The organism is Archangium sp. Cb G35 (assembly GCF_001896145.1).
Lineage (GTDB): Bacteria > Myxococcota > Myxococcia > Myxococcales > Myxococcaceae > Archangium > Archangium violaceum.
On record NZ_MPOI01000021.1, the window covers coordinates 113,691 to 126,249 of the forward strand.

Below are 12,559 nucleotides of genomic sequence, written 5' to 3' on the forward strand. Positions count from 1 at the left end.
CTCACCGACCGCTCAGCCCAACCCGCCCGCGAACGGCATCGTCCGCCAGCGCTGGAGCGCGGGCGCGAGCCCCTCCGCCAGCATCGGCAGTTGTGGCACGAGGGCGTGGCAGGCGGCCATCTGAAGCATCCCCGCGGTCTCCATGACGCGCAGGACCGCTGGATCGAGTGGCCTCACGCCCGTCCGTGCCGCCGCCTCGTTATAGACAGCGGCCCCCTCCGGGCCGAGGAACGCGAGATCCCATTCCGCCGGGCCGAGGGTCACCTCCTCGAAGTCCGCGTAGCGCACGCCCGAGGCCGTGCGGAGGATGTTGTAAGACGGTGCATCGCCGTGGATCGGCTGGATGCCGGCGTTCGGGAACGCCTTGGCGAAGCCTTCGCGCGACGAGAGCACGGGCCCGAGCACAGCCCACTCGCTCCGAGCCCGCTCGAGGTCGGCGGGTGCAATCAACCCGGGGTTCTCCTCCAGGCGCGCGAGGAAGGTGGGCACCGCTGTCATAGGGGAGAGGAACGGGAGCTCGCCCGGGTAGTCGCGCAGTGCCGCATGCAGGCCGGCCGCGAGTGCCGCCTCGGCGATGAAGTCTGGTTGGCGCGATGCGTCGACCTCCACGAACTCCCAGAACGTCATCGAGAGGCCGTCCCGCTGCACGGGCGCTCGGGGGACGAGGGGGCTGGGGCGCACGATCGGGAGCCCCCGGTCGGCCAGCCAGGAAACCACGGCCAGTTCTCGCGCCTGACGGGCGGCCACTGAGGCTACGTCTCGTCCGGGCGGCAGCACCACGGGGACGCGAACCACCACGGGTGATGGTGCCAGGTGCACGACGACGGAGAACACGTCATGCAGGACCTTCGGGTCGGTCACCTCGAGTCCAAGTGCACGGCCCGCGCTCGTCGCCGCGGTGATGGCACGTGCCTTACGGGCTTCGAGGTCGGTGGGAGTCAGGTGCTCGATGGTCATTCCGTCACGGCCTTCTTCAGCGGGGGTCGAGAGACGACGGGGAAGGGGGTCCACTCCTGACATGAGGCGTGGGCCCGGTGCGGATGTCTACTGCTCGTCCATGTAGGCGCGGCAGGCCTCGAAGCCGTAGGGCCGGCCGAGCAGGTCCTTCATCAGCTTGGCGGCCGGTCTGGCGCCACCGGGCGTGACTCGAGCGCTTCTGGACGAGCCCACAGCGTAGGATTTTGCACCAGCGGTGCTACCTACGCGGCGGACAAGGGGCTTCGGGCATGAACGAAGCCGTGGATATGATTGCCAGCGGAGAACAGCCGCATATCCATGGACGACAAGACCGCCCTTTCACCCGCCAACCCACCCGGGACCCTGCCAAAGGGCACGGTCATTGCTGGCCGCTTCATTCTCGAATCCCTGGCGGGCCGTGGAGGAATGGGCTTCGTCTATCGCGCTGTCGATTCCTCCACCGGCGGGACAGTCGCCCTCAAGCTGCTGCATGGCGTCACCTCACCGGAAATCGCCTACCGCTTCAACCGGGAGGCCGTGCTGCTGGCCGAACTGCGTCACCCCGGCATCGTCTCCTATGTGGCGCATGGCTCCATCGAAGCGGGCCAACCCTATCTGGCCATGGAGTGGCTCGAAGGGGAGGACCTGTCACGGCGCCTGGCCCGCCAGCCGCTCGACCTGCCCGAAACGCTGTCCCTGGTGCGCCGGGCCGCGGAGGCGCTCGCCACGGCTCATCAACGAGGCATCGTCCACCGCGACCTCAAACCCTCCAACCTCCTCCTGAGAGGGGGCCGGCCCGAAGACGTGGTGTTGCTGGACTTCGGTCTGGCCCGCGATGTCGCACTCACGGTGGTGACGGGGACGGGCACGGTGGTGGGGACGCCGGGGTACATGGCACCGGAGCAGGCCTCCAGTGCGCCGGAGATTCCTCCGGCGGCGGACATCTTCTCACTGGGGTGTGTGCTGTATGAGTGCCTCACGGGGAAGCCCCCCTTCGCGGCGCCGCACTTCGCGGCCACACTGGCCAAGATTCTGCACGCCGAGCCAGCGCGTCTGAAGACGTTGCGCCCGGGCCTGCCCGCGGGCGTGCAGGTGCTGGTGGATCAGATGTTGGCGAAGGATCCGCGGCGGAGGTTGCCGGATGCCTCCAGCCTGTTGAAAGCGCTCGGGGAGTTGGAGTCGGTTCCCGAGCTGTTGCCGCCGCGGGCCGGGACGGAGCCACGCTTCGACAGCGGGCCCCAGGCCGAGCAGACGCTCGTCAGTGTCCTCCTGGTGTCGCTCGATGCCAGGTCGCGCGAGGAGACGGCGGATTGGGACCAGGGTCTCGCGCTGCGTGACTCGCTGCGCACGGAGCTGGCGTCCTTTCGCGGTGCCCAGGTGGAACTGCTGGCGGATGGCTCGCTGGTGGCCACGGTGGTGTTGGAGCGCGGCACGGCCACGGACCAGGCGGCCCTCGCGGCGCGCTGTGCCCTCACCCTGAAGGAGCGCTGGCCGGAAGCCGCGGTGGTGTTGACCATGGGTCTGGGCGTGCTCGGCGAGCGGATGCCGGTGGGCGAGGCCATGGACCGGGCGGGGCGGCTGCTGCGCCAGCTCGAGAGCGCTCCTTCCGCCTGCGTGTTGATGGACGATGTCACGGCGGGGCTGCTCGGGGCGGGCTTCCAGCTCTCCCGCTCCGATTCGGGCACGTTCATCCTGCAAGGTGAGCAGCTGAATGCCGATGCTTCCCGGCCGTTGTTGGGCAAGCCCACCCATTGCGTGGGCCGGGAGCAGGAATTGGCACTGCTCGACTTCACCTTCACCACGTGTGTGGAGGATTCCGCCGCCCGGGCCCTGTTGGTGACGGCTTCACCCGGTGCGGGCAAGTCCCGGCTGCGCCACGAATTCCTCCGCCGACTGGAGGGCAAGGAACAGCCGCCGCTGGTGCTGCTGGGGCGCGGGGACCCGATGAGCACTGGGGCCTCGTACTGCTTGCTGGGTCAGGCGCTGCGGAGATTGTGCGCGGTGGGGCAGGGGGGGAGCCTGGAGGAGAAACGGCTTCAGCTGTACCAGCGGGTGGCGTTGCACCTGTCCGAGGCGAAGGCCCAGGAGGCGGTGGAGTTCCTGGGCGAGCTGTGCGCCATCCCCTTCCCCGAGGAGGACAGTCCCCGGCTGCGTGCGGCGCGAGGCGACCCGCGGCTGATGAGCGCGCAGGTGGGCCGGGCGCTGGGGGCCTTCCTGACGGCCGAGTGTGCCCACCAGCCGGTGCTGCTGGTGCTGGAGGACCTGCACTGGGGCGATGCGTTGACGGTGACGCTGGTGGACGGGCTGCTGCGGGACCTGGCCGGGCAGCCCTTCCTGGTGCTGGCGCTGGCCCGGCCCGAGGTGAAGGAGCTCTTCCCGGGACTGTGGGCCAGGCGCCTGCAGGAGTTACCGCTCCAGGGGTTGAGCGGCAAGGCGTGTGCCCGGCTGGTGCGTGAAGTGTTGGGGCCGCGGGTGCCCGAGTCCGTGGTGCAGCGGGCGGTGGAGCAATCGGACGGCAATGCCCTGTTCCTGGAGGAGCTCATCCGCATGGCGGCGGAAGGGCGCGGGAAGGAGGCTCCGGAGACGGTCCTGGCGGTATTGCAGGCGCGCCTGCTGCGGATGGGGCAGGGGGAGCGTCAGGTGCTGTTGGCCGCGAGCATCTTCGGCCGTGCCTTCTGGTTGGAGGGCGTGGGAGCGCTGTTGGGCCCACAAGCGGAGCCGTCCCAGTTGGAGCAGCACCTGCGGCTGCTGGTGGAGCAGGAGGTCATCGAGCCGCTGCCCGACAGCCACTTCGCCACCGCCACCGAGTACCGGTTCCGCCACGCGCTGGTGCGGGACGCGGCCTACGGGTTGGTGCCCGAGAGTCAGCGGCCCCTGGGCCATCAGCGTGCGGGGGACTGGTTGGCGCGGATGGGAGAGCCGGATGCGCTGGTGCTCGCCACGCACTTCCAGTGGGGGCAGCAATTGGAGCGTGCCGCCTACTTCTACACCCAGGCCGCCGAGCGGCTCTTCGCGCGCAGCAACGTGCAGGAGACGCTGCGGTGCGTGGAGGCGGCCGTGGCCTGTGGTGTGAGTGGGGAGGACCTCGCCCGGCTGCGGGCGCTCCAGTCCGTGGTGTTCTTCTGGAGGGCTCAGATGCCCAATGCCCTGGAGCTGGGCATCCCGGCGTTGGCCGGACTCGAGGCGGGCAGCCCGTTGTGGTGCAGGTTGATGGGCAGCCTGATCTTCGGCAGCTCCAGTTCCATGCGTCCGGACCTGACAGCCAGGCTGGGCGAGATGCTGCTGCGTACCATACCGGAGCCCAAGGCGGTCGAGGCCTATATCGAGGCCATCGCCTTCATGGGCGCTGTGTTCGTCTTCTCCGGCGAGCGGCGGAAGGTGGAAGCGCTGCTCGAGCGGCTCATGGAGGTGGGTGCCGACGTGATGGACCACTCTCCCCTGGCGCGGGGAGTCGCCAGCATGTTGAAGGGCCACGCCTCCTACTATTTCGAGGCCTGTCCGTGGCGGCTCGTCAAGCTGGCCGAGCAGGGGGAGCGGGATTTCAGCGCGGTGGGCTCGGAGCGCAACGCGCTTGTGATGCAGACCCTGTCAGGGCTCAGCCTGGCTGCGATGGGAGAACTGCCGCGAGCCGTGGAGGTGCTGCGCGATGTGTTGGCGACCTCCAGGCGTGCGGAGCATCATTCCCTGGTGGAGGGGGCCCTGTTGCACTTGAGCCTGGTGCTGGCCGACAGTCCCGAGGAGGGAGAGCGGCAGGAGGCACACGCCTTGGCGCTCGAGGTGGTGGAGGGGGCGCGCACCTACTTCATCGTGTCAGAAGTGAGCCACGCCCTGCTGGCGCGGATGAAGGCGGCGGGTGGCGCGCTGAGCGAAGCCGAATCCCTGGCACGCAAGGCGTGTGAGCTCCTGGCGCCGTTCCGGGTCTACATGACTTACGCACGCACGGTCCTCAGTGGCATCCTGCGTGCCCAGGGACGCGCCGCGGAGGCACGGGAGGTGGCGGAGTTGGGCGTACAGGAATTGGAGGGGATGCGCAACGAGGGGGTACATGCGGTGGCCATGCACCTGGCGCTGGCGGAAGCCTGCTTCGCGCAGGGGGATGCGAGTGCGGGAGAGGAGGCCCTGCGCAAGGCCTTGCGGTGCGTGAGGGCCCGCGCCAGCGATTTTCCCGAGCCCGAGGCGCGCGAGCGTTTCCTGCGCCAGGTGCCCGAGAACGCCCGGACGCTGGCGTTGGCCCGTCAGCGTTGGGGCGAAGCCTCGGCATAGGGCTTCGCCCCAGGAACTCCTACTGCGCGTCGATGTAGGCGCGGTAGGCCTCGAAGCCGTAGGGCCGGCCGAGGAAGTCCTTCACCAGCTCCGCGGCGGGCTTGGAGCCACCGGGCTCGAGCACCGTCTTGCGGTACTTCATCGTGGTGGCCGTATCCAGGTAGCCGTTCTTCTGGAACTCGGTCTCCAGGTCCTTGGCGATGACGAGCGACCACACGTACGTGTAGTACGCGGCCGAGTACCCCTCCAGGTGCCCGAAGGCGAGCTGGAAGTGCGTGCCGTCACGGTACTCGTGGCGGAACGGGCTGAGCTTCTCCTGCTGCTTCTTGAGCGCCTCCGTGGTGTCGAAGCCCGGCGCGCGCGAGTAGTAGTCCAGCGACACCGCCGCCAGGAACATCTGCCGGCGCGTCCACAGGCCCTTGCCGAACTCCTTCGAGGCCCGGAGCTTCGCCACCATCGCGGCCGGAATCACCTCGCCCGTCTCATGGTGGCGGGCGAACTGCTGGAGGATGGAGGGGTTGGTGGCCCACTGCTGCAGCAGCATCGAGGGCGTCTCGACGAAGTCCCACTCGGTGGCGATGCCCGTGATTCCCTTCCACTGCTGGCGGCCGCCGAAGACGTGGTGCAGCAGGTGGCCGAACTCGTGGAAGAACGTCTCCACCTCGTCCTGCGTCATCAGCGCGCCCGTACGCGGGAAGTTGCAGACCAGCGCGCCCTCCGGGTAGCGCTTGCCGGCCTGGCCCGCCACGAGGTCGAACTGCGCCGCGTGCTTGTACTTGTCCTCCCGCGGGTGCATGTCCAGGAAGATGCGGCCCAGCAGCGCGCCGTTCTCCATGACGTCATAGGCCTCGACGTCCGGGTGCCACACCGCCGCGTCCTTCACCGGCACGTAGGTGATGCCCCACATGCGCGAGGTGATGTCCATCACGCCCTGCTTCACGCGCCCGTACTCGAAATAGGCCCGCATCGCCTGCGAGTCGAAGCCGAGCTTCTCCGCCTTGAGCCGGTCCTCGTAGTAGTCCTGGTCCCACGGCTCCACGGTGGTGGCCTTGGGATCGTCCTTCTGCTTGCGGGCGAGCAGGTCCGCGTACTCCTGCTTCGCGCGCTGCTCGGCGGTGGCGGCCACCTTGTCGATGAAGTCCGCGGCCACCTGCGGGGTGCGCGTCATCTTCGTCTCGGTGACGAAGGCGGCCCAGGTGGGGTAGCCCAGCAGCGTGGCCAGCTCGTGGCGCTTCGCGATGAGCTGCTCGAGCACCGGCTGGTTCTTCGGGTGGGCACGCTGACGGTAGGTGCGCCACACCTTCTCGCGCGCCTTGCCATCGCGGGCGTACGTCATGAAGGGGAAGTAGTCGGGGTAGTTGGTGGTGATGACCACCTTCCCGTTGGCTCCCGGCTTGTGGCTGTCGATGAAGTCCTGGGGCAGGCCGGTGAGCTCCTTCGGGTCCAGCTCCACCTTGCGCACGTCCTCGGAGATGTTCTGGGTGAAGGTCTGTCCGAGCTTGAGGATCTCCTCGTTGAGGGCCTTCACCTTCGCGCGGGTGGCGTCATCGCGGTCCACGCCGGCGCGGCGGAACTCGAGCAGGGTGCGCTCCATCCAGTAGCGGGTGGGGGCATCGGCCTGGGAGAGGTCCACGGCGGACAGGGCGTCATAGACGCCACGGTCCTGGGAGATGTCGACGTTGAGGGCATCGGCCTTCTGCTCGCAGGCGCGGGCGGCGTCGCGGAAGGCGGCTTGAGGGTGGACCTCGCGAGTGAGGCTGGAGCGGTTGAGCGAGGCGCCGAGCGCGGCGGTGGCCTCGTCATAAGCCTCGAGGATGGCGCGGCCATCGGAGGCCTCGAGGGATTTCAGGGAGGCGATTCGAGCCCGGGCGCGCTCCAGGTCGGCGGAGCAGGCGGCGTTGAATGCCTCGAGTGTTCCCGAGACGAGCTTGGAGCCCTCGGGAGGAGGAATGGGCTTGCGGGTTTCGGCCTGGACGGAGGCGGAGGGCTCGGGCTTCGTCATGGTCGAATGGGAGCAACCGGCCGCGCCCAGGGCGGCCATGAGGGTGAATGCGGCGATTCTCAAGACGACTCCTTGGGGGAAACAGCGGGGAAACGGAGGGCGGAATGTATCGCCGGGAGGAGGAGACCGCAGCCGGAAGCAGGCCGGGGCGACAGCGAGGACACAGGGAAACAGCGAGGACACAGGGAGTAGGTGGCCACACTGTCCGCATCTCCCGCCGGGCATCCCGGGTTCCCACCCGAGGACGTCTCCGCTCCACCCGGGTGCACGAGGCGCTAGGCTGAGCGCCCCCTGACCCACAAGGCGTGGTGACCATGAATCAACGGCGTGGCTCGTGGCTGTGGCTCTTCTGTGCCCTCGGAGTGTCCTGGAGTTGTGACCCGAACGCCCCCAACCCCTCGTTACCCGGCACGGGGCCGGGAGTGCGCGCGTGTGGCGTGGATGGCGTGCTGCTCTGTGACGACTTCGAGGGGGGAGCGCTGGGGAGTGTGCCCAATGCGTCCACGTGGCAGGTCCAGATCTTCGAGCAGAAGGGCCACATCGCCATCGACAGCTCGCAGGCGCACTCGGGCTCGAAGTCGGTGTACGTCAACGGCACCGGCACGGGCAATTACCGCTCGGTGTTGTTCTCGACCACGGCGCCCTTCCCGCCGCAGCACAACAGCTTCTACGCGCGGGTCTTCCTGCGCTCGAAGAACGGGATGGGCGAGGGGCACAGCACGTATTTCGGAGGAGGCTCGGCGGACAACCAGCGCATGGTGCGCATCGGCTTCCACCAGTACGTGCTCGAGGCGAACCTCATCCATCCGGGCACGGAGTACGAGGTGCTCTCGGGCCCGTGGGGCCAGCCCTCGCAGGGCATCCAGCTCCAGGCGGGGAAGTGGCACTGCGTGGAGGCGCTCTTCGATGGGGCGCGGCACGAGCTGCGCGTGTGGTTCGACGGGAACGAGGTCTCGGGCCTGCACACGACGAACTGGAACAAGAACCTGAGCACCTGGTCGCCGCAGTATGGGAAGGCGTGGTTCGGCTTCGAGACGTACCACGGCGAGCAGGACGAGCTCTGGTACGACGACATCATCATCGGGACGCAGCGGATCGGCTGCGGCGGATAGCGCATGCGTATCGGCGTCATCGGAACGAAGTGGGGGCTGATGCACGTCGGGGCCTTCCGCGCGGCGGGGGCCGAGGTGGTGGCGCTGTGCGGCCAGCACGAGGCGCACACGCGCGAGGTGGCGGACCGGGAAGGCATCGCCCTGGCCACGGCGGACGTCCGCGAGCTGTGCGCGGCGGTGGACGTTGTGGTGGTGGCGAGCCCGGACGCGCTGCACCGGGCGCACGTGGAGGCGGCGCTGGACGCGGGGTGCGCGGTGCTCTGCGAGAAGCCGCTGGCGCTCACCCATGAAGACGCCGCGGCCCTGGTCGAGCGGGCCCGGCACGCGAAGCGTCCCTGCGTGGTGAACTTCCCCTACCGGATGTTGCCGCCGCTGCGGGCGCTGAGGGCGTGGCTGGGGGAGCACAGGGCACACCACCTGGTCATCACGGTGCGCAACGGCTTCGTCCCCACGGAGGCGCTGGAGCCCGGGGCCCGCGTGGGGCGCTCGGCGGACTTCGGAGGCGTCTCGCACCTGCTGGACGCGGTGCTGTGGCTGACGGGGGCCTCGCCCACGTGGGTGCAGGCGTCGTTGTCGGGCCGGCCGGTGCACACGGCGGCGCTCCAGGTGGGGCTCTCCAGCGGGGCGGTGCTGGTGCTGACGCACGCGGCCAGTCCGGAGCCGGGGCTGCACGGCGGCTGGTCCCTGCTGGGCGAGGACTGGGAGGCGGGCTTCTCCGGCGGCTTCATCCCCGCGCGCGAGGGGTGGTGTGTCTCGCCGGTGCGCTGCTTCGAGTCCGGTGCGTGGAGGGATCTGTCACCCGGACTGGAGCCCCGGCCTGGCGAGCGCGAGCCCTGGGCCCAGGCCCATGTGGAGACGGCGCGGCGTTTCCTCGGGATGCTCGGGCAGCCGCCACGGGTGGACGCGGAGCTGGCCTCGGTGGAGGAGGCGGCCACGGTGCAGCGCATCCTCTCGGCGGCCCTGGCCTCGGAGGATGGTGGCCGCCGCATCCTGATGGACTGAACGCGCGCACCTTCCTTTCAGTGCCTGACAGCGGGAGGCCCGTGACTCCTCTTCGGGTTGCCGCCACCCACACCCGCCGTCAGCTCTCTAGCGCTCCCGGTGATTGAGGAAATGAGTCCCCCGAATAGCGACAAAGTGCGACACCAGGGTACACTGAGGCGGGAATGAGTTCCTGGCGCTCTCATGGAGGCCCTGAATACGGGCTTACCATGAGAAAATGGAATCTGTTTTACAGTGTTGGTTCAGCATTATAGTCTCACTGCCCGAGAGTCTCTCCCAGGGTCCCCCCGCCCGCCTCGAGGTTCCGATGCTTTCCGTTCTCCCGTCCGGTTTCGCCGCGTTTCCCCCGTCGCAAGAGGAGACGCTGCTGCGCGGGCCCAGCCTGTCGACACTGAGGCTGCCCGTGTCCTGGAGCTCGGAGCCGAGCCTGCACGCGAGGGCGATTGACCGGGCCACGCGGACGCGGGTGCTGGCGGTGAAGCTGTTGCCGAGGGTTCAGCCGGCGGTGAGGCGCTTCGACGCGAGCCAGTTCGGCCTGCTCACGGCCTACACCTATCCGCGGGGCACGCGGGAGCGGCTGGAGGTCTGCAACGACTGGCACGTGTGGCTGTTCCTCTTCGATGACCAGGCCGACGAGCAGGAGGAGGTGGGCCAGCGTCCGGAGTACCTCCAGGAGTACGTGGAGTCCTGTCTGAAGGTGTTGCGCGGAGGCCCCCTGCGCGCGCGGGCGACGCCGCTGGAGCGCTTCACCCGCCACCTGCGCGAGCGCATGGGCAGTCTGGCGAGCGAGGTGTGGTTGGAGCGCTTCACCCGGGACGTGGAGGACTACCTCTACCGGGGCACGCTCCCGGCGGCGCGTCACTGGGCGGCGGGCACCGTGCCCGAGCTCGAGCCCTACATCGAGCAGCGCTCCATGGACTCGGCGATGTACACGGCGTTGGACCTGGTGGAGTTCGCGCACGAGGGGCAGGAGCTGCCCGAGGCGCTCTTCCAGCAGCCGCTCGTCCAGCGGCTGCGGCACCTGTGCGCGCGGGTGGTGGGGCTGACCAACGACCTGTTCTCCTTCGAGAAGGAGGTCCTCTGGCACCGCAACCCGAACAACTTCGTGCACGTGCTGCGGGTCAACCAGCGGCTGGGGCTGGAGGCGTCCATTCACGCGGCCATCGGTGTCATCAACGCGGACACGGACGCGTTCCTCGCGTGCGAGGAGGCGCTGCTGGAGCAGGGGCCGGTGGATCCGCGTGTCCTCTCGTACGTGGAGGGGATGAAGGCGTGGATCCACGGCAACGTGCGCTGGTCCATGGTGACCGGGCGCTACAGCTCGCCGACCTCGCCCTTCCCCGAGCTGCGCCGCTAGTCAGGCGCTGGGCAGGTGGTCGCGGATGACGCCGAGCCAGTACTCGCGCCCGTAGTACTGGCTCATCTTCCCGAGCAGCTTGCCGTCGCGGAACAGCAGGAAGGTGGGGATGCCGAAGAGGCCGAAGCGCCGGGCCAGCTCCTCGTGCTCGTACGCGTTCACCTTCACCACGCGCATGCGGGCGCCCTCGAGCTCGGAGAGCAGGGAAGGCTCGGCGGCCGCGTAGATGTCGCAGTTGGGGCAGCCGGGTCCCCAGAAGTCCACCACGACCAGCTCGTCCTTCGGCTCCAACACCAGCGCGTCGAAGTTCTCCGTCGTCGCGTCGTAGCTCACGGGATGTGACATGCCCCCGTGACTAACGGCACCAGGCGCCCGCTTCAACCGGGGAAGCGGGCGCCAGGGTGGCTCAGCGGCGCTCCCCTGCGGGCGGGCGGGCCTGACGCTGCGCGGGCTGGGCCGGCTGCTGGGGTTCCGGTTGTGGCTGTCCGGCCTGGGCCTGGGGCTGGGACTGGCCGAGCAACTGGTAGGCCCGGTCCCGGTGCTCGCGCAGCTTGGGGAGCAGTTTGTCCAGCAGTGGCGCGAGCTCGGGGTACTGCTGCCGGCCGAGCATCACGAGCTGGATGGCCTCGTCATGGTTGGCCACCTGGAAAGCCAGGTACGCCTGGTCATAGAGGGGAGGCGCCAGCACCGTGAGCTTCGCCTTGCTGGCCTCGGTGGCGTTCATGAGGCGGGTCTGTACGTCGTTGGTGGGCTGGAGCCGGGCAGGGAGCTGGAGGTTGCGTTGCTTCGCGAAGTCCAGGAGCTGCTGGTTGGTCGTCCGGTGGTCGCTCACCATGTGCTCGCCGAACTGTTTCACGGCGGGATTGGCTGCCTTCTGCACGGTGAGCTCGCCAAGGGCGATCTCCGATTCGTTGATGGCCCGGAGCTGTGCGAGGAAGGCCGGCGCGCCGTCCGCGACCATCATCATTCCCACGCGGTGGGCCTGGTCCGCCTTGATGTCCCCCGTCTTGTGGGACGGGGGTTGTGCTATCGCCGGGCCCCCCAACCCCAGGGCCATCGCCATCGAGCCGAGCACTGCCCACCGTCCCCACGAGCGCTTCATGTGACCCACTCCTTTCGAACCTTTTCGGGGAAGCTGGGCTCGGGAGGGGTGGAGAGGCCAGGGGAGGGCAGGCGGCCGGGCGAGGCTCTTCCGGCCGGGGAGGGGGACCCTGGAGTGCCGGTCAGCGGGCGGTGATGTCGAGGGTGAGGGTGATGACGGCCTCGAAGTCGCTGGAGGAGGTGCGGGTGGTGCCTCCGCGCAGCCCGAGGAGGAAGTCGCCCCGGGCCAGGTTGGCGTCCAGGGACTCCAGCGCGTTGCGGGTGGTGTCCATGTCGAGCTGGGCGCTGCCCCGGGGGTTCTGGAGGGTGGCGATGTCCACCTGGGTACCGGTCTCGCTGGTGCGCAGGAAGGCCGCCACGTCACCGGAGAGCACGTCCTGGATCATGCCCACGTTCTTCGACTTCGTGACATTCAGCTGCAGGCGCGCCTGGGTGACTTCGAAACGCGAGGGAGCCTCGCCCAGGGTGGAGCGGGCCTGGGACAGGAAGGCCGTCCATTGGTCGTTCGTGGAGTCCAGGTGGAGGCTGTCGTTGATGGTGCCGCCGATCACGCCAGCGGCATCGAGTTTCACCTCGTAGGTCACGGTGCCCTCGTGGCTGGGGCCGCAGGCGATCAGGGACAGGGCGAGGGGGAGCAGCAGGAGGGCGCGGACGAGGGGCATGGAGGCTCCAGGAAAGGGATGGGGGTGGGAAGTCCCGTGGGTTGAATTCATGGCGGAATCCATACGGAATTGGCGGCTGCGGAGTGCGGAAAGGCTGCCCGCG

General features: G+C 68.9%; 10 protein-coding genes. 4 read left to right on the forward strand and 6 right to left on the reverse strand.

Annotation, left to right across the window (positions count from 1 at the left end; translation table 11 throughout):
- Positions 1 to 12: 12 nt before the first annotated feature.
- The gene (locus BO221_RS47425) at positions 13 to 957 is read right to left on the reverse strand and encodes a phosphotransferase (RefSeq protein ID WP_073567552.1); all 945 of its coding nucleotides are present in this window, start codon (positions 955 to 957) and stop codon (positions 13 to 15) included.
- Positions 958 to 1,044: 87 nt separating this feature from the next.
- On the reverse strand, positions 1,045 to 1,170 hold the full coding sequence (locus tag BO221_RS57190; RefSeq protein WP_143196108.1) for a Zn-dependent oligopeptidase: 126 nt from the start codon (positions 1,168 to 1,170) through the stop codon (positions 1,045 to 1,047).
- Positions 1,171 to 1,275: 105 nt separating this feature from the next.
- On the opposite strand from BO221_RS57190, the gene BO221_RS47430 reads away from it, so the two are divergent.
- Positions 1,276 to 5,220, forward strand: a complete 3,945-nt coding sequence (locus BO221_RS47430; RefSeq protein WP_073567553.1) for a serine/threonine-protein kinase — start codon at positions 1,276 to 1,278, stop codon at positions 5,218 to 5,220.
- Between the two features lie 19 nt (positions 5,221 to 5,239).
- On the opposite strand, the gene BO221_RS47435 is transcribed toward BO221_RS47430, so the two are convergent.
- Positions 5,240 to 7,222, reverse strand: coding sequence for a M3 family metallopeptidase (locus tag BO221_RS47435; RefSeq protein WP_369866226.1), 1,983 nt, complete (start codon positions 7,220 to 7,222; stop codon positions 5,240 to 5,242).
- 314 nt (positions 7,223 to 7,536) lie between these two features.
- On the opposite strand from BO221_RS47435, the gene BO221_RS47440 reads away from it, so the two are divergent.
- From BO221_RS47440 to BO221_RS47450, 3 genes are all read left to right on the forward strand, one after another.
- Positions 7,537 to 8,334 (forward strand): hypothetical protein, encoded by a 798-nt coding sequence (locus BO221_RS47440; protein WP_143196109.1) that lies wholly within the window; start codon positions 7,537 to 7,539, stop codon positions 8,332 to 8,334.
- A 3-nt stretch (positions 8,335 to 8,337) separates the two neighbouring features.
- Entirely contained in the window at positions 8,338 to 9,336 is a 999-nt protein-coding gene (locus BO221_RS47445) for a Gfo/Idh/MocA family protein (RefSeq protein WP_073567556.1), read from the forward strand.
- A 307-nt stretch (positions 9,337 to 9,643) separates the two neighbouring features.
- Positions 9,644 to 10,693, forward strand: coding sequence for a hypothetical protein (locus BO221_RS47450; RefSeq protein WP_073567557.1), 1,050 nt, complete (start codon positions 9,644 to 9,646; stop codon positions 10,691 to 10,693).
- On the opposite strand, the gene BO221_RS47455 is transcribed toward BO221_RS47450, so the two are convergent.
- The 3 genes from BO221_RS47455 to BO221_RS47465 all read right to left on the reverse strand — a co-directional run bounded on the left by BO221_RS47455 (position 10,694) and on the right by BO221_RS47465 (position 12,456).
- Positions 10,694 to 11,038, reverse strand: coding sequence for a co-chaperone YbbN (locus BO221_RS47455; RefSeq protein ID WP_073567558.1), 345 nt, complete (start codon positions 11,036 to 11,038; stop codon positions 10,694 to 10,696).
- 61 nt (positions 11,039 to 11,099) lie between these two features.
- The gene (locus BO221_RS47460; RefSeq protein WP_073567559.1) at positions 11,100 to 11,795 is read right to left on the reverse strand and encodes a DUF4142 domain-containing protein; all 696 of its coding nucleotides are present in this window, start codon (positions 11,793 to 11,795) and stop codon (positions 11,100 to 11,102) included.
- A gap of 121 nt (positions 11,796 to 11,916) precedes the next feature.
- Complete coding sequence (locus tag BO221_RS47465; protein ID WP_073567560.1) at positions 11,917 to 12,456, reverse strand: hypothetical protein; 540 nt, start codon at positions 12,454 to 12,456, stop codon at positions 11,917 to 11,919.
- Positions 12,457 to 12,559: the final 103 nt, after the last annotated feature.

What these genes read in the sequence shown, in the direction of transcription:
- BO221_RS47450 (WP_073567557.1), top strand. Translation starts at nt 9,644, where the DNA reads ATGCTTTCCGTTCTCCCGTCCGGTTTCGCCGCGTTTCCCCCGTCGCAA.
- BO221_RS47440 (WP_143196109.1), top strand. Translation starts at nt 7,537, where the DNA reads ATGAATCAACGGCGTGGCTCGTGGCTGTGGCTCTTCTGTGCCCTCGGA.
- BO221_RS47460 (WP_073567559.1), bottom strand. Translation starts at nt 11,795, where the DNA reads ATGAAGCGCTCGTGGGGACGGTGGGCAGTGCTCGGCTCGATGGCGATG.
- BO221_RS47455 (WP_073567558.1), bottom strand. Translation starts at nt 11,038, where the DNA reads ATGTCACATCCCGTGAGCTACGACGCGACGACGGAGAACTTCGACGCG.
- BO221_RS47430 (WP_073567553.1), top strand. Translation starts at nt 1,276, where the DNA reads ATGGACGACAAGACCGCCCTTTCACCCGCCAACCCACCCGGGACCCTG.
- BO221_RS47435 (WP_369866226.1), bottom strand. Translation starts at nt 7,222, where the DNA reads ATGACGAAGCCCGAGCCCTCCGCCTCCGTCCAGGCCGAAACCCGCAAG.
- BO221_RS47445 (WP_073567556.1), top strand. Translation starts at nt 8,338, where the DNA reads ATGCGTATCGGCGTCATCGGAACGAAGTGGGGGCTGATGCACGTCGGG.
- BO221_RS47465 (WP_073567560.1), bottom strand. Translation starts at nt 12,456, where the DNA reads ATGCCCCTCGTCCGCGCCCTCCTGCTGCTCCCCCTCGCCCTGTCCCTG.
- BO221_RS47425 (WP_073567552.1), bottom strand. Translation starts at nt 957, where the DNA reads ATGACCATCGAGCACCTGACTCCCACCGACCTCGAAGCCCGTAAGGCA.